At 49.6% G+C, this 20,550-nt stretch carries 17 protein-coding genes; 4 read left to right on the forward strand and 13 right to left on the reverse strand.

Going from position 1 to position 20,550, the window contains the following annotated elements:
• Positions 1-106: 106 nt before the first annotated feature.
• Positions 107-1,258, reverse strand: a complete 1,152-nt coding sequence (locus B160_RS0114105; protein WP_018628571.1) for a serine hydrolase — start codon at positions 1,256-1,258, stop codon at positions 107-109.
• 438 nt (positions 1,259-1,696) lie between these two features.
• Here B160_RS0114105 and B160_RS0114115 point away from each other — a divergent pair, with 438 nt between their 5' ends.
• Entirely contained in the window at positions 1,697-2,098 is a 402-nt protein-coding gene (locus B160_RS0114115) for a hypothetical protein (RefSeq protein WP_018628573.1), read from the forward strand.
• A gap of 272 nt (positions 2,099-2,370) precedes the next feature.
• Here the strand turns inward: B160_RS0114115 and B160_RS0114120 are convergent, their stop codons facing one another.
• The 7 genes from B160_RS0114120 to B160_RS31685 form a co-directional block, all read right to left on the reverse strand.
• Positions 2,371-3,042, reverse strand: a complete 672-nt coding sequence (locus B160_RS0114120) for a YceI family protein (protein WP_018628574.1) — start codon at positions 3,040-3,042, stop codon at positions 2,371-2,373.
• 124 nt (positions 3,043-3,166) lie between these two features.
• Positions 3,167-3,598 (reverse strand): hypothetical protein, encoded by a 432-nt coding sequence (locus B160_RS0114125; RefSeq protein ID WP_018628575.1) that lies wholly within the window; start codon positions 3,596-3,598, stop codon positions 3,167-3,169.
• Positions 3,599-3,800: 202 nt separating this feature from the next.
• A complete protein-coding gene (locus B160_RS0114130) occupies positions 3,801-6,122 on the reverse strand; it encodes a multicopper oxidase domain-containing protein (protein ID WP_018628576.1) in 2,322 nt (773 codons plus the stop codon).
• Positions 6,109-6,636 (reverse strand): heme-binding domain-containing protein, encoded by a 528-nt coding sequence (locus B160_RS29160; protein WP_018628577.1) that lies wholly within the window; start codon positions 6,634-6,636, stop codon positions 6,109-6,111. The genes B160_RS0114130 and B160_RS29160 overlap by 14 nt, the downstream gene beginning before the upstream one ends.
• Complete coding sequence (locus B160_RS0114140) at positions 6,636-7,208, reverse strand: DUF3347 domain-containing protein (RefSeq protein ID WP_018628578.1); 573 nt, start codon at positions 7,206-7,208, stop codon at positions 6,636-6,638. The genes B160_RS29160 and B160_RS0114140 overlap by 1 nt, the downstream gene beginning before the upstream one ends.
• A gap of 34 nt (positions 7,209-7,242) precedes the next feature.
• Positions 7,243-8,094, reverse strand: coding sequence for a DUF3347 domain-containing protein (locus B160_RS0114145; protein ID WP_026309766.1), 852 nt, complete (start codon positions 8,092-8,094; stop codon positions 7,243-7,245).
• Between the two features lie 111 nt (positions 8,095-8,205).
• Positions 8,206-8,556: a hypothetical protein gene (locus tag B160_RS31685; protein WP_157558061.1), complete on the reverse strand. Its 351-nt coding sequence runs from the start codon at positions 8,554-8,556 to the stop codon at positions 8,206-8,208.
• A gap of 440 nt (positions 8,557-8,996) precedes the next feature.
• Between B160_RS31685 and B160_RS0114155 the strand changes: the two genes are divergently transcribed.
• Positions 8,997-9,536: a methylated-DNA--[protein]-cysteine S-methyltransferase gene (locus B160_RS0114155; protein ID WP_245562220.1), complete on the forward strand. Its 540-nt coding sequence runs from the start codon at positions 8,997-8,999 to the stop codon at positions 9,534-9,536.
• Positions 9,537-9,548: 12 nt separating this feature from the next.
• The gene (locus tag B160_RS0114160; RefSeq protein ID WP_018628582.1) at positions 9,549-10,178 is read left to right on the forward strand and encodes a DNA-3-methyladenine glycosylase family protein; all 630 of its coding nucleotides are present in this window, start codon (positions 9,549-9,551) and stop codon (positions 10,176-10,178) included.
• Between the two features lie 197 nt (positions 10,179-10,375).
• Here the strand turns inward: B160_RS0114160 and B160_RS0114165 are convergent, their stop codons facing one another.
• Positions 10,376-10,930 carry an NADPH-dependent FMN reductase gene (locus B160_RS0114165; RefSeq protein WP_018628583.1) on the reverse strand — a complete coding sequence of 185 codons (555 nt, stop codon included), beginning with the start codon at positions 10,928-10,930 and terminating at the stop codon, positions 10,376-10,378.
• Between the two features lie 404 nt (positions 10,931-11,334).
• Between B160_RS0114165 and B160_RS0114170 the strand changes: the two genes are divergently transcribed.
• Positions 11,335-11,967, forward strand: coding sequence for a helix-turn-helix transcriptional regulator (locus B160_RS0114170; protein ID WP_018628584.1), 633 nt, complete (start codon positions 11,335-11,337; stop codon positions 11,965-11,967).
• Positions 11,968-11,981: 14 nt separating this feature from the next.
• Here the strand turns inward: B160_RS0114170 and B160_RS0114175 are convergent, their stop codons facing one another.
• The 4 genes from B160_RS0114175 to B160_RS0114190 all read right to left on the reverse strand — a co-directional run bounded on the left by B160_RS0114175 (position 11,982) and on the right by B160_RS0114190 (position 20,437).
• Positions 11,982-12,476, reverse strand: a complete 495-nt coding sequence (locus tag B160_RS0114175; protein WP_051107176.1) for a DinB family protein — start codon at positions 12,474-12,476, stop codon at positions 11,982-11,984.
• Positions 12,477-12,484: 8 nt separating this feature from the next.
• On the reverse strand, positions 12,485-12,964 hold the full coding sequence (locus tag B160_RS0114180) for a hypothetical protein (RefSeq protein WP_018628586.1): 480 nt from the start codon (positions 12,962-12,964) through the stop codon (positions 12,485-12,487).
• 47 nt (positions 12,965-13,011) lie between these two features.
• On the reverse strand, positions 13,012-15,270 hold the full coding sequence (tamL, locus tag B160_RS0114185) for a translocation and assembly module lipoprotein TamL (RefSeq protein ID WP_483814909.1): 2,259 nt from the start codon (positions 15,268-15,270) through the stop codon (positions 13,012-13,014).
• A gap of 136 nt (positions 15,271-15,406) precedes the next feature.
• Positions 15,407-20,437 (reverse strand): translocation/assembly module TamB domain-containing protein, encoded by a 5,031-nt coding sequence (locus B160_RS0114190; RefSeq protein WP_018628588.1) that lies wholly within the window; start codon positions 20,435-20,437, stop codon positions 15,407-15,409.
• Positions 20,438-20,550 lie beyond the last annotated feature (113 nt).

Consider the following 20,550-nt stretch of genomic DNA (forward strand, 5'->3'; position numbering starts at 1 on the left):
AACTGGATTATCTGATCCATGCGGGATCCTGGTGTTTAAAGAGCCCGCTACCTCCTGGAGATGATCTATGGTATAAAAATAATACCTCAAAATATTCCTGTAAAGCCTACCGCCACGCATTATCGTAGGCCTTGCCCGCTATTGCCATTGGATCCCCGATATCGGTTTGGATAGAATTGGTATGCCATGCTATCTGCACATTGTTGGGGAAGTGCATGATTACGGTAAAAATACCACGCTTTTGGTCATCATACCAGTAGCCGTTTTTCCAGTAATAATCACCCCTTTCGCCGGAAACAAAGCCATCGTACCCCATGAGCAGATCCTTCATCTTTTCCAGCATCAGGCCCGATACATATTTTCCGGCCTCGGCCGTCAGCAGCACCTGCGCCATCTCGGGAGCGTTGATGAACCAGCCTCCTGCACCGGCATCCTTGTAGGTAGTATAAGCCATGATGCCCGGGAGCGAGGGTTTGGAATAATTATAATACATCGTCATCTGGCGGTCGGGAGCGGCTTCGCTGATGGTGCCGTTGGCGTTCCAGGGGCCAATATTGATCTTCTGCCAGTCCGGCAGCCCGGCTACTTTAAAGATCTTTTCGCGTACATAATCACGATGGGCCTGCGATACCGCCTCATCGGCCTGCTCATCGGTCATGTTCGCATAATTTTCCCGGCCGTTTACCACGCATGGAATCAAAACACGGCATAGAAGATAATTGACGTTGTCATATTTCTTCTTGGTAAGATAACCGAAGCCCGTAGTGGGTGTTTTCAGCGTTTTGCGCAGCGAAGCATAGTCGTTGCCGAAGTAGGTAAGACCCGCTTTATGCGTAAGCATGTCCATCACCGTTATCTTCCGGTTTTCTGCGGCAATATCCCATGATGAAGGCAGAAGGTCTGCAAGGTAAGCGTACTCATCAAGATCTTTTGCTTCCAGTGCGCCCAGGAGCGCCAGCGCCGAGATGGTCTTGCTGCAGCTGCCTATGGCCTGGCGGGTGGTGTAGGTGTACTTTATTTTGGTGTTATTCGTACTGAGGCGTGCATAACCGCCCGCGTCATATTGAACAATCTTCCCGTTCTGGGAAATGGCGAAGGACCAGCCGACCGTTTTTTCATTGAGGCTTTCCCGCATATTCTTCGCAAAAAGCGCGGCATCAAACCCTTTGTTCACAATACTACCGGGCTTTTTGCATGCTGTGAAGATCATTGTGACAAGTCCCAGGGCGACCCAGGAGTTTTTTAGGACATTTTTCATTTTTTCTGATTTTTAAAGTTTAGTCCTGTAAAGATGTATTGCCGGAAGAAGATTCAGCCGGTGGAATTAACAAAGAGCGCTTCCGGATTAACGAAACAGAATGTTGATGCCCTATTGCTTCAAATCAGCGTTCGATTGAGACCACATAGGAGCACAGGTATAAACCGTAGCATAAAAGGAGCGTATTGAATATATAGCACCGAGGCATGGCTTCAGGCTGTGTGGAATTTATTTGGAGATCCATATTCTTCACATAAAAGCTGCGTGACAATGACAAGCCACCCCGCTTAACCAGCTTGTCTGTTTTATTAACCCAAACAGCCGTTCCGTTAAAGCCCGTCAGTAACAGCGGTACACCGCTATAATTTGCATCCATTCTTTAACAGGGGATCATCGAAAAACGGTGTTCCCGGATAAATAAAACTATAAAATCCTCAAATGATGATCTTTAAAAAACGACTATTCATAACACTGAGTTTTGTGTTGATTGCTGCAGCCATATCTTGCAAAAAGGATCATGTTACTTCCCATGATGCTCTTGCCAACAGTACCTGGTCCGGAACATTTATTGTTAAGAACAACGGGCCCGATCCGCTTGCCATTAAGTTTAGCGAAAACAAAAATGTAACGTTGTTCTTTGGCGATTTGACTGCACCTGCTGAGCACCAGTGTAAAGGCAGTTATACCCTTGCTAACAATAAGTTGGTATTCAGCGTAACAGATTATTATAATGAAAAGATGTCGTTCACGGGCACCCAGACCAATAATACGATTACCGGCACATGGGGACACGGAGATGCAGATAATGGTGGCGGTTCTTTTAATCTTGCCAAACAATAGAACGGAAGCAACCCCGGATCTTCATATTTCTTATTGGAAGGTTGCCGGAATAGAAAAGAGGCTGCCTTGCTTTAAGACGGCCTCTTTTGGGTATTGGAGTAGTGGGGAGTTGTTAGTGAGATGTTATTAGTGAAAAGTTGCTGGTGAGGAGTTATTAGTGAGGTGTGAGGGTTCACTGTCGATGATGCCGGCAGGAGCAGTCCGATTGTAGCCTGTCTGTTGGCAACATTTCGCCATTCATTAAAAACTCTTCACTAAAAACGGTTCATGATCTATTTCTTCGCGGCTTTCAGGTTAAACCCGATTTCCACATCCTTGCTGATCATCCAGTTCTCCGGGCTGCCATCCGTTTTGTAGCTGATCCCCCACGCGCTCCGGTCGATAGTGAATTTTGCATTTGCATTTACCTCACTGTCTGTAATGATGACCTGCGCCGGGAATGTGATGTTCAGAGTGCTGTCCTTTAAGGTCAGGTTACCACTGATCAGGTTCGTTGCGCCGGGTAACAGGCTTTTTTGCTGTGTGCTGTCGTAAGGAGCCACTTTCGTGATCTCAAATTTTGCAGTCGGGTATTGGGCCACATTAAAAAAGTCAGCGCTTTTCAGGTGTGCTTCCAGATCAGCCGCTTTTTTGTCGGGCTCTGTAACCGATGCAGTGTCTACTTTTAAACCACCCACGTTTATGATAAAGCTGCCGGCCGTAATGGCGCCGTTCTCAACGGAAAGAGAACCGTCGTTTACGCTGATGATGCCAAAGCGCGGGGCAAAGCCACCTTTGTGCGTAGCACGCCAGTCAACTGTGGTGGTAACGGTATCAATGGCATAGGTGTTGCCGGTAGCCGCAGCGGCTTCTTGTTTTCCTTCGGTTTTGGCCTGGTCGCTCGAGGCGCCTCCGCAGGCAGCCAATGCTACAGCCAGGACGAAGATCGGGATTGTTTGTTTCATATTTAGTTATTGTTTTAAGAATTGCGCGCAAAATTAAAAGGATCGGCCGAAAAACGATGTTTAAACAATAAATATGGCAATTCCATAACAATTCATCGTTTGCCGGATAATGATCCGCAAAAAATTATTGATCCTGCGCAAGTTTTTTGTATGTCTCCGCGCTTTCAAAATAAGAAACCTCACCATTGTTGCCCGTGATCACGATGTATGCTGAAGCTTTATTCACCGGCTTCCCCGTGGCGGGATCTGTTGCCTTTCGTACGGAAGCATCTTTCGGGATCCGGTCTTTACACATTTCGCAGCAACCATAATATGTACTGCCGTTAAAAGGGACGGCGATCTGTTGTTTGCCCATATAGGCATCATTGACCATACATACGAGGTTGGCGGGAATGGCATCTCCTTTTTTATAGGGAGCTGTTTCCGGTTGCAATGCTGCTGTTACTGCTGTCCGGGCGGGTGCTGCCGTTGTTTCCTGTTTGGGGGCCGGGCTGCTACAGGCGGTCAAAAAAACAGCGCCGCAAATGATGAAGCTGGCTCTTATAAATTGATTCATTTTTTATTGATTTTTGATTATTTGAATGATGTGGATGGTTGTACCTGATGCTTATTGCAACGACTGCAAGGCGCATAACGGCGATCGTTGTGCTCACAGATTACTCAGACTGTTACAGAAATTGAATGATGTTGATCACTGTATTATCTGTGAGAATCAGAGGAATCTGTGAACAACTATTCTGTATCTGTGTTATCTGATATTAATAAGTAAGCACCAATCCACCCCCGAAGCCGTATCCGGTATTGTAGTTGGCAGATACACTCAGGTTCCTGTTGACGATGTAGCGCAGTCCGCCCATGTATTCCCTGCGGGTGTCCAGGGAGAATGCGCCTCTTAACCGTTTTGAGAGCGGAATGTCTTCCCGGCCCAGCTCCACGCGTACCTGTCCTCTTGTGTCGAGCTGCGTTTGCAGGATCACCAGCCAGGGCAGGGTATAGGCAAACCCGATGTTGTAGCGCAATTTTCCATCGTGTTCGAACTGCTGTCCAAACAGGTCCCGTTCTTCATGGCTGTCTTTCCGGTAGGTCCACTCGACTCCTACAAACGGGCGGAACCACTGCATTTGTCCCAGGAAGCGGCCAAAACTGGCTTCAACTTCATGCCCTCGTTTTGCGGTATAGCCCAGCTTCCATTCTGCATTGAATGCCCAACGGGTGTTGTGATACAGGGCAGCACCAAAGTTACCGTTGGAGGCCACTTCGTTCCCGGCCATCAGGAAGAACATGCGGTCATCGCGGTACAACTTTTTGATCGCTTTCTGCGGATTGATGATATAAGGGTTGGGCGCCTGGTTTTGATACGTGAAGATCCGGCCCATACCTGCCATCATATGATACAGGATGTGACAATGGAAGAACCAGTCGCCTTCTGCATTGGCTTCAAACTCGATCACATCGGTTTCCATCGGCATGATGTCGATCACATTTTTCAGCGGGGCATATTCCCCTTTATCATTCAGCACCCGGAAATCATGACCATGCAGGTGCATGGGATGCCGCATCATAGAAGCGTTGTATAATTTAATGCGAACGATCTCTCCTTTTTTGACCAGGATCTTATCCGTTTCGGAAACCACTTTGTTGTCCAGGCTCCATACATAACGGTTCATATTGCCGGTCAGCGTAAACGTGAGCTCCTTCACCGGAGCATTTTCCGGTAATACCGTTTTATGCGGGGCTTTGAGCATATTATAGTTCAGTGTAACAATGGCCGGCGGCATTGCCGGATCGGCTTGCATGGAATGGTGTCCATGTCCTGTTCTGGCGGCTACAGTACGATCCTTCTTTTGTTCCATAGAGGTATGCCCCTGCATGTTTGAATGCTCTTTTTCTGTGCTGGTCTGCTGCTTTCTTTTTTCCTTCCCCCGGACGGCCGGTCCGCTGATCTCCGGGTACATTACGGTATTCATGTCCATTTGCTGCAGGCTCATATCCATGCCCATATCGTTCATGCTTCCGTTCATGCGCATCATACCGTTCATCATCTTCATGCCTTCAAAGTATTTCAGCCTGTCCAGTGGTTGTGCCAGCTGCTTTTTTCCTTCCCCAATAAAAAGAGATGTGGTGCCGGTACGGTCTTCCGAAGTGGCCAGCAATTCATGGGAGGTGCCCTGCTCCGGAACCGTTAACACGATGTCGATGGTTTCCGATGGCGGCAGGATGAAGCGGTCCACTTCAACGGGTTCCACATCGTTCCCATCATTGGCCACAACCGTTATTTTTCCTCCCGCATAGTGTACCCAGAAGTAGGTAGAGGCGCCGCCGTTGGAGAGCTGCAGGCGCACTTTATCGCCTGCTTTGAACTGGGAAAGCTGGCTTTCATTTTTACCATTGATCAGCATCTTGTTATAATACACATCGCTGACATCCATAGCCAGCATGCGCTTCCATTCGTTGACCAGCTTGGTTTTGAAATGGCCGGCTTTGATGGCTTCTGCATAGCTCTGTACGGCATTTTTTTTGATGGCTGACCAGTCGTTGGCATTGCGCAGCATCCGGTGGATGTTATGCGGCATAATGTCCGTCCACTCGCTTAGGATCACCGGAACAGAGGGCAGGTCATCGATCCCTCTTCGGAACGTGGGATCACCGGCTTTTTTATGAAAGATTATGGAGCCATACATACCGGTCTGCTCCTGGAAGCCATAATGACTGTGGTACCAATGCGTACCGTTCTGAATGATGGGGAACCGGTAAGTATATGTAGTGCCTGGCTCAATAGGCATTTGTGTGAGGTAAGGGACGCCGTCTTCTTTATTGGGCAGGAATACGCCGTGCCAGTGCAGTGCGGTAGGCTCTTTCAGCCGGTTGTGCACGACGATCTCTGCAGTGTCGCCTTCGGTGAATTCCAATGTGGGCATCGGGATCTGCCCGTTCACGGCGATGGCCATTTTGTGTTTGCCGGAGTAGTTCACCATGGTATCCGTTACATACAGATCATAGCGTTTTATGCGTTGCGCATAGCTTTGCCGGATCGCGGTGATGAAGAGAAGAAGAAGGAGTATGGTTTTAAATTGTTTCATTTCTGTTCTGCTTTTTATCAGGTTGCGTTAACCTGTTTTTTATACTTGATCGCTTACCGGCCCTCCGGCCAGGGATGTCTTTTAGCCCGGTGAAATACCGGATCAGCGTGGTCTTTTCGGCTGCTGTCAGATCACGATGCAGGAGGGAGTAGAACCATAAGGGCATCGTTCCGTCTTGCAGCGCATGAATGATGCCCCCGAATTTACTGCGCTGCTTACGTGCTCCATATCGGGCTATTTCATCAAAGTTCAGTTTTTCTTTTCCTTTTTTTATATGTGCTGCCATAATCCTGTTTATGGGCTGTACCCGGGAATACCAGGGGTACCGGGTAGTATTGCTGTGGCAGTCAAAGCACGCAGCGGTCAATAGCTGCCGGAGGGTATCGGGAACAGCGAAGCTGCCGGCAAAACTGCTCCCGGCGGCTACGGCTTTGTTTTCCGGAGCACGGGGGATGAACTGGATCCCCGCAAGGATCAGTAGAACGACCCCTGCTCCTGTACGAAACGGTTTCATTATTTTAATGTTTCGTCGATGGTGCCGCAGTCATTTCCGCCTGTTCCGGTATATGGATTTTTTAGTTCCTGCTGATTACTGAGCCAGGATCCTCCTTTATGGTCATTCAATGCAGGACAAACAAATTTATAGACCGTTGCTCCTGTACCGGCGGTTTTGACCAGGTCATACAGGTCGTTGCTCAATAGCTGGAAATGCTCTCGCTGATGCTTCAGGTTGTCTGCGTTGACGGCAATGTGTTCAGCATTTTCGATTGAAGCTTCTACGATCTCCCGTACAATTTCCTGCTGTGCAGCGGGAAATGCCGACTCCCGGACCGCCTGCAGTTCTTTTTGCAGAGCGGTGGCGGCCTCTGCGATTATTGGGGCGTTTTCAGCAAAAAGAGCGGCTCCCAGTTTAAAATAGGCATTCAATACCGGTGCGGCCGGAAAGGCTTTATTGGAGGCAGTGACCTGCTTATGGGCGCCGGCTGGCCGGGCGGTGACCGCTTCTGCTTTGAGCTGGTCCTTTGTGGCAGGATTACAGGATAGGCATACCATTGTCACCACTCCCCATAAAAGAAAATATTTCATGAGCTTGTTTTTTTCTGAATGAAAGAATGGATGATTATTGCAATGTTTCCTTTGTGGATCCGCAGGTGAGCATTTTTGAACCGTAGTAGGGGTTTTTGATCCCTTGTTCTTTGCTCAGCCAATAGGCACCTCCATGGTACATCGGGCAATGGTTGTAATAAACCTTGTAAGGGGATCCGGATGCTTTTATTAACGGGTACAGCGTTTCCGTAAGGGATGCAAATGCGGCCCGCTGTTTTTCAATACCGGAGGCTCCTTTTAAGGCTGCTGCCTGCTGGTCCAGCTTTTTCATTACGCTCATCCAAACGTTGTGCTCGCGTGCAGAAAGTTCACCCATTTTTACTGACCTGACCAGCCCGGCGAGTTCACCGGCCTTTTGGGCCACGGTCTTTGCATCCGACCGGACCAGTGCCTGCTGAATGGAAAAATAGGATTGATATAAAGACTCCAGTTTTGATACCGTGGCATTGGCAGCCGCATGGTCCCTGTGCTGCTCCATCGGGGCATCACAGGTATCCTTTTGCGGATGCATGGCGGTTATATTTCCTTTGTACCGGCATCCTTCCGGCAAGGCCTGGTAGGCTGTTACCGGGGCATTATAGCTTTCATTGTCAAATCCGGCCAGTGCCACCCGCCGCAGCACAGCGTCTTTTGTTGTGGTATGACTATTGTAAACGAGCGCTGCTTTTTGAGTGGAAGGATCCCAGGTTAATTGTGCCTGTTTCTTTTGTGTGCCTGCTTTTTCAATTTGTGTTTTGCAGGCACGGGAATTGCCCCGGATGGTTACAGTGGCGGTTTTTGCATTGCTGATTTGTGCGCCGGCATAGATGGAACTGGTTATCAGGGTCATAAAGAGGCCCAGAGATATATTTTTTATCGATTGCATGGTTCGTATTGTTAATCAGTGAAAGAATAGTACGCGGAATGATCGCATACGGCAATAAAGGTGCGCCTGAGGCGTCACCGGCGGGACATAAAATGCCCCTGGTAAAACTGATTAACCAACTCGGGGAGGTTGCCAGATCGAATAGGCGTAGGAGGGAAGCTGTGTTCTGTGATGTCCGATGCGATGACCGGCTGCGATTGCCGGAGGGGAAGTGATCCCAAGATGATGGACAGCATGCAGGCTGTATATGGAAACGGGGTGACAACTGTTGTTGGTACAATTGTCATGTGTACAGTGTCCCTTTTGCTGATGTGCATGGTCGCAACAATCAACACGGGTATTTCCCTTATTAAAATGAGCGGTATTGGCTGCCGGTTGCTCCGTTTTTTGATGCATGTCGCAGGCATTGGCTTTTAGCGCAGGTGCCGATGACAAAGCGGCCAGGAATACTATGAGGAGCATGAAACGCATAGATACTACAACACAAAATTAATCTTTATTGTTTCCCGGGCAAAAAAATCCATATCGAAAACAGATTCTAACAGATTAATAACAATTGATACTCCTCTACTTGCCTTTTCTGTAAATGATGCAAAAAAACGGGGAAATTCTGCAACGGCCCTTTGCCGCGACTCCCTTACAAACAGTGCCTTTGTTGCAGTATGGTGGCTGTTTTCACGGGCCGGGAGCGAAGGATATGACGGCCGTTTGGTAATCAGCTCCAAACCTTGTGCAGCGTATTGTGGTTGGGTGAGCAGTAAAGGAAAGATCGATCTCGCTCAATAGCATAGCGAAGAGCAAAGCCGCTGCGTTTGTTCTCCCTTAGCGTCGTTGCGTGAAATAAAACCGCAATGCCGGCCGGCGTAGCGGCACTTCAGTTTGTTAGCGGTGGCTAACCCGGAATGATGTATTTTAGATGGATGGATGAATGGCTCTCAAAAAAGGAACACTATTTTTATAAGGAAATGCGATCGCCTACAGGGCCGTTGCGCCTGATAGCAACGAATACGCACCTGGTAGGGGTGCAGTGGCGGCTGACGGAACATTCTATACAAGGGGAAAATTTTTTGGAGGCGGGGCAGCATGCATTGCTGCTGGAAACAGAGCGGCAACTGGAAGATTATTTCTCTGGAAAGCGCAGGGCCTTTGATGTGCCGGTGGCGCTGGACGGGTCGGAATTTCAAAAAAAGGTTTGGGAACGGCTTCCGGAGATCCCTTTTGGCACCACCATCACTTATGGTGAGATGGCCCGCAGACTGGGCGACATCAAAATGGTGCGTGCGGTAGGAGGCGCCTTGAACAAGAACCCCGTGCCCATCATTGTTCCCTGTCACCGGGTGATCGGGTCGGGCGGCAAGATGGTAGGCTTCGGCGGCGGTATGCAGAATAAGATCTATTTACTGAATCTTGAAAATCCAAAACCACAGCTGGATCTGTGGTGATCCTTCCCTGTTATGATCCGTTCTTTTTCTGAAAAAACCTTCAGGCGCATTTGTAACCAGCTGGGTAAAAGAGATCCGCACCTGGCCGGGGTACTGGATGCATATGGCCACCCGCCTATGTGGACGCGCACCAATAGTTTTGAATCACTGGTGCATATCATACTGGAACAGCAGGTATCCCTGGCATCGGCATTGGCGGCGCTGAAAAAACTGCAGGATTATACAGGGGGGCTGACACCCGAAAGTATACTAAAGCTGCAAGATACCGAAATGCGTGCCTGCTATGTGAGCCGGCAGAAGATGGTCTATATCCGCGGACTGGCGGCTGCGATGGTTAGCGGGGTACTGGATCTCAGGGGGATGCACCAACTGCCCGACGGTATTATCCGCGAAAAGCTGACCTCCTTAAAAGGCATTGGCAACTGGACGGTTGATGTGTACCTGATGTTCGTATTGCAGCGGGCGGATATTTTTCCCGTGGGTGATCTTGCTGCTGTGAACGCGCTCCGGCGGCTAAAAGCATTGCACCGGGAAACCTCCCGCGACGACCTGATTGCGATCGCAGCAAATTGGGCGCCTCACCGTACCGTAGCCACCATGATCCTGTGGCATTATTATTTGTCGGCGAAAGAACGGGGATAATTCCAGGTTCCACGTTCAATGTTCCACTTTAGATCCGTTTTGCTACCCGATGAACTTTCTTTTGTTTAAAGTTCAATGTTAGATCCGTGTTGCCCTTCTTATGGGGCTCGAACAGGTTTTTGGTTCTCCTCGAAGTTTCGGGGTTCGGAAGACGTCTGGGGGTTAGGGTTTCACTGACCACCGGCCGCCCAAAATCACTAAATGGTTACGACTCGTTTGGACGTGATGATATTGGTAAGCAGGTTGATCTTATTCTTATACTCCTGGGTGATCTCCTGGTAGCCGGGTGCTTCAAACAATGCATTGCGCACAATGGGTACACTGAAAGGAACCGGCCAGGCCCTCAATGATTTGGCTACGGCGTCCATGGCATTGATTCCCTGCATGGCCTGTCCGCCATCTGCCCAGCAAACCATCCCGATCAGTTTATCGATTAAATAGGGCCGTTCTTCTTTAGAGCTCAGCTCCAGCCAGTCGAGGCAGTTTTTCATAACACCCGTCATGCTACCGTGATACAGTGGGGTAAGCCAGATATGGGCATCCGCAGTCCTGAAAAGGTTGAGCATTACCTGAACGCCGTTGGGCACTTTTTGCAGGGTATAGTCAAATAAAGGAATGCCGGACTCTACGAGATTGAAAACAGTGGCTTGTGAACCCTGGTCTTCCAGGTGTTGCTTCAGGTATGCAGAAAGCTTTGCGGGAGTAGAACCGGTCCGCTGATCCAGAGATCCGTTTAAAATTAATATGTTCATCGTCTTCTTATAGTTATTAGTTTATATGATCTGTAAATAATCTTTGACGGCCCGGCCATAGCCTGTATATCCCTGCTGCCAAATATAGCGCTTTTTGCGAATGACCGGGGTCTTATAGAACGGTCCCCTGTATAACATTCTGATTCATGGGGACACGCATCAGGCCGGCCGGCTACATGGCTGTTGACTTGTTGCCATTCGGTATCGATGAATGCGCTGCTTTCGTACAAATCAGCACATCCGTGGCAATCAGAACCCAAAAACAGCGCCCTCCTTTTTGAGGTTGACGCTTTCATCCTGAAACACCATCTTCATGATCCGTATAACGGTCGGTTGCCGGTTTCCTCTAAGTGCCGCAAAAATACTAATTTTGTATAATAAAATAAATAATTACTTTGTTTATTATGCATAATCATCTTCCCGACAATGAAAAGGCGTTGGGCATCATAAAGGCAAAGGGGCCGCAAACCTTGCTGGAGCTGGCGGTGCAGATGGAGGTGACGGTGGAGGGGGCCCGGTTCCATCTGCTGAAGCTGGCAAAAGAAGGATTGGTAAATGCCACTACTGAGTCCAAAGGCAGGGGCCGACCGCAGCAGATATGGGCGTTAACCGATCTTGGAAATACCCGCTTTCCTGACCGGCATGCTGAATTGACGGTAAAGCTGATCGAGTCCATAAGAACGACGTTGGGGCAACTGGCCCTGGATAAGATCGTTGCGGCCAATGGAAAGGCGATCCAGGACCGTTATATGAAGGAGCTGGAAGGCGTGCCGGATCTGAAAGGCCGGTTAAAAGGATTGGTCGCGATCCGGACGCGGGAAGGTTATATGGCCGGCATTCAAAAAGAAGAAGGGAACTTTTTGTTGGTGGAAAACCATTGTCCCATTTGTGCGGCGGCAGCCAGTTGCCAGGGGTTCTGCGCCGCCGAATTAAAAATCTTTAAGACCGTACTGGGCAAAACGGTGGAAGTGGAGCGGGTAAATCATATCCTGAAAGGAGCCAGGAGGTGCGCTTATAAGATCACACCCCGGAAATAGAGCGTCGCCGTCGCTCAGGCATGTATAATGTCTGTGTCCACAGGCGTATGGCCCAGCAGCCTGCTCATCGATAGCAGTTGCCCTTTGTGGTGAAATTCATGCGTGATCACATGGGTAAAGATCCGGAACCCGGATGTGGAGCGTTGCCCGCCGTTCAGCGAAAAAATAATGTTGTCATCCATGAGCTGCTGCTGATCTAAAAGCGCGGCTATAAGAGCGTCTGCCTCCCGGTACACATCCCTGATCTCCGGTATATTGCTGAAATCTTCTTTTTTTGCATAAACGGTATGTGTTTTCAGGGCGATGTGGCCTATCCAGTGCTGGTACACGTTGGCAGTGTGTACCAACAGGTCGCGGAGACTGCCTCCGTTGCCAAAAGAAGGGATGGGGCGAATAAGGTCCTCCGGGCTGAGGGCGCTCAGGTAGCGCAGCAATAGCTGTCGGGTTTCTTTTACCCAGTTGTACTGGAGCGTGCAGTGCTGATTCGGCGGGTTCATTTTCGATTTCATAAGATGAACTAATGAAGCGGAGGCGCCTTACGGATCTTCCGGTAATAGCTGCGGGCGATGAAAGAGAGCGGAAGACCGACGACGAGGATGAGTATCGCCGCATTGATGAGCATACCGGGAACAGCGTCCGGAAATTTCCCGATCCTTGATAAAGGAACAACGACGAGGTTCATAACGCTCCAGATAAAAAGACCATAAAAAATACCGGTGGCGATGCGGTTCCGCCTCAGTATTTTTAACCGGGGATACAACCAGAAGAAGAATGCCGTGAAGATGCATGCGATCAGGTAATGCAGCAGCAGCCCCGCTACCTGCATTGCTGCCCCACCAGAAAAAGCGGCCGGCCCCAGTAACCCGCCGGCAATATATTTCAGTATGAACAGCGGATCTTTACCGCTTGCAATCAAATAGTGCAGAAAGGCGGAAAGGATGTCCAGGGTACCTACCAGGAATGTGGCTCTTGCTATAACAGCGCTGTTTTTTTTCATATGCTGTTGATTGCAGGTGATATCAGGTATCGGATCTGTGGTTTCTGTTAGAAAGGATAACCGATACCGATATTAAAGATAAGATTTTTTTTGCGCCATTCCGGATCACTGAAACGGATCTGGTCAATGACCCACCGCTCTCCCGGCGGCAGCCAGGGCTTCCTGAAGGGCATGGCCAGATCGAACCGTACCACAAAGATCGATGCATCTACCCTTAAGCCAACCCCTCCGCCTATTGCGGTCTGGCTCAGTACATTTCCAAAGCGGAACTGGCCCCCCGGCCGGCTGGTATCATTTTTGGCCAGCCAGATATTTCCCGCATCAATGAACACAGCGCCCTGGATGATGCTGAATAGCTTTGCCCTCAGTTCCGTATTCAGCATTAGTTTTACATCGCCTCCCTGGTCGGCAAACAGATCCAGGCTGTCGGCATTGATGTAAAATGTGCCCGGCCCCAGGGAGCGCGAACGGAAGGCCCGGATATCATTGCTTCCTCCGGCAAAGAACTGGCGTACATAGGGCAATACCGAACTGTTGCCATACGGAATGCCGTAACCAAGGTTCAGGCGGTTGGCCCATATCAATCCCGGGCTGATTTTGTAATAGTCCCTGAAATCGGCCTCGAGCCGCACAAACTGGTTGGTGATCGTTTGAAACAGGCGCTTTTTCCCGTCTTCGCCCCTGGGAAGAAAAGCATTGATGAGGTTGCCTGCGGATTCTACCGAGCCCATGAACAGGAAATTGTTGCGCAGTTCATTCTTCATCTGGTTGCTGTACGTATAAGTATAGTTGCTTCCTATAATGAACTGGTTCTCGAAGTTGTTTTTCAGCGTGGGTACTTTTTCCAGCATCCGGTTAAAGCTGTCGGTGGTATTGGCCGTACGGATGTAGCTTACCGAAAGCGGATTCAGCTGGTGCTCGTTGAACTCGTTGCCCTTCCACAAATAGCCGAATTCGCCTTTGCCGGAAAGCAGGGTATAATAATTGGCACGGTTCAGCAGCTGTGATCCGATGGTGATGTGGGTTTTGGGCACATAGGCATTATGGGTCCGGAACCCGGCGACGGGAATCAGGAAACGCGGGAACAGTAACCGGGCTTCGGCTCCCAGCGAGTAGGAGGTAAGGTTTTTCTGCTGCCCGCTGAACTGTTTTTCAAAACCACCGGAAAGGCTGAGGTTGAGCTGCTCTGCCCCGCGGAATGCGTTTTTATTGGTATGCGTCACTTTTACTTCGGATCCGATAAAGTTGTTGGATTTGCTGGTGCCGGTTACCGAGAGGGAAAGCGCGTTCTTTTTTGAGGAGGTAAGCAGGAAGTCCACGTCCATGTTGTTGCTGGAAGCAGTATCGATGGGGTTGAATTCTGCTTTTACAAACCGGAACGTGCCAATATTTACCAAACGGTTCAGGCTTAATGAATGATCCGTACGGTTATAAGGGTCGCCCTTCTGAAAGAAAATGAGGTGCTCAAATAACCGGGGCTTGTATTTGTGGTTGGGATCATAGATGGTAAAATCTTTATACTGCACCGGGTCCGAGGCCCTGGTAAAGGAATCCCGTCTCAGGCTATAGTCCGGATAAATGTTGATGTTGCGGATGAAATAGGGTTGCAATGCGGCCTGCGGCGCATCGTTTTTAATTTTCAGGTCTACGTCCACCTTCTGTGCCCCGATGGTACTGTCGGCCTGGATGAGCAGGTAGTTGGGACTGAAATAAAAGTAGCCTTTTTCCTTTAGCTCTATATCGACCCGTTCCCGTTCGGCTTTAAAAACATCAAGGTCGTAGTAGTCGCCCGGTTTGAGCAGGGTTTTGTTTTGGGCGGCACCGATGAGGCGGGCAACCTGGCTGCTGCTGTCGCGGGGAAAGGTAATGGTATTGAGGGTATAACGGGGACCGGAGTACAACTGGTAGAAGGCTTTGCCCGTTTTTCCTTTGATCGTCGTGTCGCCGGAGCCCGAGGCCTGCAAAAAGCCCTTGCTTGCCAGGTAGCTGGTCAGGATATTTACATTGTTCTGTAATCTTACCTGGTTCATCAGCACCGGTGGTTCTCCCAGTTTATATTTTACCCAGTATTTAAAACCTTTTTGTTTTTTGGGCTCGCTCACGAGATTGTAAAAAAATAATTTATAACGCCAGCCGAGCAGCTTTTTATTGGGTTGCGGGCGCACCAGTTCTTCAAGCGTATTTTGAAAATGTTTCTGATCTTTAACTGCAGGGGTATCCGGGTTCAATTCTACGGTTGCCCCGGTATAAAGTACTTCGCCTGGTTTTAGTTTTTTGGTAGTGGAGCAGGAAACCATCAGTAACAAAAAAGCCAGCAGGAAGATTGAGGATTTGAGATCTGAGATTTGAGATTTGAAAGCTGACAGCTGACGGCTGACGGCTGATGCCGGACGTCCGATAGCTGATAGCTGACGGCTGAAAACTAATATCTGATATCTGCGTTTACTCATCTCCCTTGTTTTGTCGGTTACTGCCTCCAAAATTACCGGTTCCCCGGCGCTGGCCCCGTTTTCTGAAACTGCGGAACACCTCACCGAATTTATTATAATCCACAACGATCATAAAGCCCACGCCGGTTTCGATGATCTGTCCTTCAATGATGCCTTCCGTCTGGTTGCGGCGATAAGCCCTCAGACGGTAACGCCCGTCGCGGGAAAGCATGTATTCGATGTTGACGTTGCTGGCCAATTGTGCGGCATTCTGGTTAGTGTTGGAGCCTTCCAGCGCAAAATTATTGCCCACGGTAACACTGAGGCGGTCGTTCAGCAACCGCTTGGTAAAGGCCACGTTCAGATCGGTCTTTGTCTTTTCCTGGCCGGTAGAATAGTCTTCCTGCGAAGTGAGGTCAAAATTGATGTCTACGCCCTTGATCAGCCCGGCAGCAAGATTGTTCAGCTGCTCGGTAAGCAGTTTGCTTACGCTCTGCCTTGCGAGGGCCCCCGCAGAAGTGCCGCCTGCAAGGCTTTCAAACGGGTTGTCGGAAACGAACCGGTTGAGGGCCAGCAGGGCAAATACCTGTTTGTTCAATTCACTTTCATTGGCGTTTATCTGCTGCAGCCGCGTGTACACAATGCCGTTAAAGGCGTTGCGCTCGCTCTCCCGCATATCGATCTGGAAGCTGATGGTGGGTTTTAAGAGCTCACCGCTCATTTTAAGATATACGTAAAAAGGAAGCTTTTGCCGGTACATGGTGCGGGTGGTGGTGCTCTCGGATTCGAGCTGCGCAGCCACCAGGTCGATGGGCGATGTATTGACCTCGTAAATAGCGGTGATATCGGCATTGGCTTCCGTGGGGGCGCCCGTCCACTGGATGGAGCTTCCCTGCTGGATCTTAAATTCCCGTTTGGCCAACCCGCCAATGGTAAGATTGTAGCCGCCTTCGGTGATCTCATACCGGCCGGTTAATGTGGTACGGCCGCTGGGGTCCATTTGCAGGCTCAGATCGGCCTCTCCTTTTACCCGCAGGGCATCCCCGTTCTGCGGGTCCACCACGATGGTGATCTCGGCTTCTTTGTCGATGGTCACATCCCCTGAAATATCCATCCCGGTTATAGGCGAACGGGTCAGGCTGTCCACGTTAACCGGCTGGCGTCCGTTAAAGGGCGGCGCATCCTTGTCTACAAATTCCACAATGCCTTCCTGGCTGGAGACCAGCGGATCATCATCCGGAATGACAAAATTGAATTTGGTTCCCTTATTGATCCGTGCCTGCATATTTACCTTTGGTTTGTTCAGGTCACCGGTGATCCGTGCATTTAACGTAACCAGCACCGTGCCGTAGAACAGCTCGTTATCGGCTGCCGTGGAATTCATTATCTTGAAGTTGTTGGCTCGGAGGGTCAGATTGAAGCCGGGATTGGAAAAGTCGCGCAAGGTAACCATCCCATCCAGTGTAAGCGGCTGGTTGGCCGAATCCCGTACGGTAAATTTATTAAAGGAGATACCGGATTCTACAAAACGCACGGTTTCATTTTTGAGCTGGTAATATCCGTTGAGCTGTGCAATATTGAATCCCGCATCTTTGAAGGTGAGCGCACCCAGGATCACCGGTTTGCTTACCGGGCCTTTTGCGGTCAGGTTCCCGGTAAGGATGCCTTTTCCATTCCTGATCTGCCCGCCGGTTACACTTTCGATATGCTTCAGGTCGATCTTATCGACCACAATATCCAGATCCAGTGTGCTGGCAGGCTCGGTATAGTAGAAGCCGGTTACGGCGAGGTTGTGCAGGCCGGAGAGGCGGATATCGGCCTGGTAAGCATTGGCCGTCTTGTTGTTTATCTTTATGGATGCATTGCCCAGGGCGTCTTTTTGGTACCGGAGCTGGTTAATGGTGAGGTCTGCTTCAAACTTCGGATTGGTGGCGATATCCGTTACATCTACAACGCCATTGAGCTTTCCACCTACCATTGAAGTGTCCTGGTCTGCATAGCGCGTCAGCGTTTCCAGCATAAAGTTGGTGAACTTTACGTTCACCGGGGCATTGGGCTGGTCCGACAGGCTATTGATGGCCAGCGATTGCCCGTTATTGCTGATCTCAAAGTTGCGTACATACACACCCGCCTTGCCGTATTGGATGAGGTTGTCGGCAGCCACTTTCCAGGGGTCATAGTTGAGGAGGAGCTTTTGCGGGTCCAGTGTGAATTGATAGGTCTGCCCCAGGGATTTGAATTGGCCGCCGATGCGGTACTTATCTTTATTGGTACGGTCTCTTAAAAAAACGTTTACATCCAGCAGGTTATTGAGCGCGGCCCCGCTTACCTCCGCATTGTACAGATTGACAGAGGAGCTTTGAATCTCTTTAATATTCAGCGCATAGTCCAGTTTGGCAGAATCGGTGTTGCCTGCCTTCAGTACAATGTCCTTTACATCAAAGCTGTCGTAGACCACATGTGGGAAATAAGCATTCAAACGGAGGCTGTCGTTCTGCGTATCAATGCTCCCGCTGATGGTGGCCGGCGCAAGCGTGGTCAGCGCAGGTACAAATTTCTGAATGAGCTCCGGATCCGTAATGGCCAGCTGGAACTGCATCTGCTGCGGTGGAATCTTTTTTGTAGGCGCAAATGCGTAATACTTGTTGATCTGGTTGATGAAGGCCTGCCCGATCTGGGTCAGCTGGTATTTGCCATTGAATCGGGCCGTCATGAAATCCGATTGCAGCGACAGCTCATTGTGCTCTTTGGTGGCCACAGCGCTCAGCGTTAAGGTATCGATATTGTAAATGGATTCATTGAAACCGATCTGAACGCTTTTGAGGGTAGCAGATCCGTTCAGCTGATCCGGATCGATGGAGCTGAAGTCCATATCGACCAGTCCGGCAAGCTTTAACGGATCGGAATAAAAATTCAGCTTCTGCAGATCAACATTCTTCAGGTCGGCGGTTCCTTTTATTGCCGGAGCGCTCTTGTTGAGGTCTACCTTTGTATCCAGCGTAAAATGCGCATTACTGTCGTTGCTGATGGCCTGGAGACCGGCAATCTTGCCGGCATAGGTACCTTCCAGTTTGATGTCTTTATAATCATACTTATTGTAGCGGGCATGATAGATGGTACCGTTCAGCTTTGCACGCATCTTTTTAGGATCCAGGCTCTGCCCGCTTACATTGGCCAACAGCGAAACGGTTCCCAGCTGATCCTGTTGTTTTAATAAACGCCCCAGGTTAAATTGGTGCAGCTGTAGCTTGGCACGATAGGTTTCCCGGTTCTTTGGTCCCCCCATGGCTGCCTGCAGGTTTGCGCCACCCATATCCGTTTTTAACCGCAGGGCGGTGGTAAAGTTGGTAAGGCTCCCATTGAATGTGCCGTTAGCGGAAAGATAACCGGGCAGCTCTATGCTTTGCGGCATGGATGTGGCCGGTACCAATGCCAGCAGGTCGCTTTTGGATGTCTGGAGTTTGCGTAGATTGAGGTTAAAGATGGTCTTCTCCATATCGGGCAATCCCCGGATGCCACCTGCAATATCGATGTTGGTATTGTTTAAACCATGGATCTGCAGCTTTTCTATATCAAGATCGTTCAGATAGCCGGTAAAGGCCGCCGAAAGGTTGATCTGCCGGCTCCGGTAGCTGGCTGGCACGGAGGGCATCAGGTAGTAGAGGTCCTGCATCCCGATGCGGGTGTTGCGGAACTGCACGTTCATCTTTACCTTTTCCGGATGTTTGCTCAGGTCCTCCTGCGATGTATAGCTCAGCAAACTGTTGTTGTCGATCTGTGTGTAAGGGGTTTTCAAAATAAATCCATCCACCTTCAATTGCTGATCGTCGTACACGATATTCCCCTTCAGATCATGGAGCACGAAGCCACTGGTGTCTTTCAGTCTTCCACCCAGCACATCTGCTTTGATGCCGGTGCTGTCGATGGAGACGTTGTTGCCGGTAAGCCCTAACTCTTTTATGTTGAGATGATTGAAATCCAGGTGCCCCGGTGTGCGGGCGGCAGCCAGATTATCGTACCGCACACGGTTGTTGGCAATGATCACTTTGCCCAGCAGCAGGCTGAAGGGCGAAGCAGCGGCACTGTCGGCGGCGGTTTCGATGGCTTTTTTATTGGAGGGGGTTGGCCGGTAGGCAAAATCGATCCGGGAATTTTGCAGCAATACATCCGAAGAGCGGTAGCCGCCATTGGTAAGATCCAGTGCCAGGTCTTCCAGGTGAAAGGTATCCAGGTTGGCCTGAGCCCGGGTATCCGATAACCGGTCGTCATAATTAAGCGATACCTGATCCAATGTCAGCTTGCGGAACTCAATAAGCGGCAGGCGGCCGCCTTTTTCTTCAGCGGTACTGTCGATGCCCGAATCGATCCGTTGCTGCAATACGGTAAGCGGTTTGTTCTGGAAATAGTGGAGGCTTGTATGCTGCAGTGCAAGGCTGCTTAATCCATAATGCATCCGGTCCAGGTCAAATGTTTTTACCCGGGCCTCCAGTTTGCCCAGGGTGATGCCGGCATCGTTCCCCGCCACATCATCCTTAAACCGGAGCCGGATATCGTCAAACCGGATCTTGTTCAGCCGGAACTTAAGTGTGGATGTGGTATCCTTTTTTTCTTCTTCGGGTGTTTTTTCTTCATCGGATAGAAGTGAGTCTACGAGGAACTGGTAATTGAATACGGTGTCGGGATGAATGCGGTAAACATTTGCACGTACGGTCTTGAGCTCAATGCTGTTTATCTCCACGCGGTCCGACAGCAGCGCCAGCATATCCAGGTCTACCCCCAGTTTTTCTGCATAGAGCAGTGTGTCTTTTTTTTGATCGGCGACAAATAATTTATTCAGCTCAAGGTCTTTTGGAAAACCGATGCGGATGCGCTCCAGGCTGATCTCCGTGTTGGTCTTCTTTTTCAGGTATTGCACAACTTTATTCTTGATGAAGTTCTGCACAAACGGAAGATTGAGGGAAAGAATAAGCAGGATGACAAGCACCAGAATGCCTGCAAGTATTTTTACAATTAATTTTATGCCTTTTTTTACTGCTTTGTTCAAGTGTTTAACGGTTCGTCATATGAATTAAAGTGGATCTTTCCTGTTTCTGCAAACCTAACAGATTTCTCAGTTTTTGCCTGCTTTTTATAGGGAATTCTCCAAATATTAAACCA

The organism is Niabella aurantiaca DSM 17617, from assembly GCF_000374125.1.
In the GTDB taxonomy this organism is placed as follows: Bacteria; Bacteroidota; Bacteroidia; order Chitinophagales; family Chitinophagaceae; genus Niabella; species Niabella aurantiaca.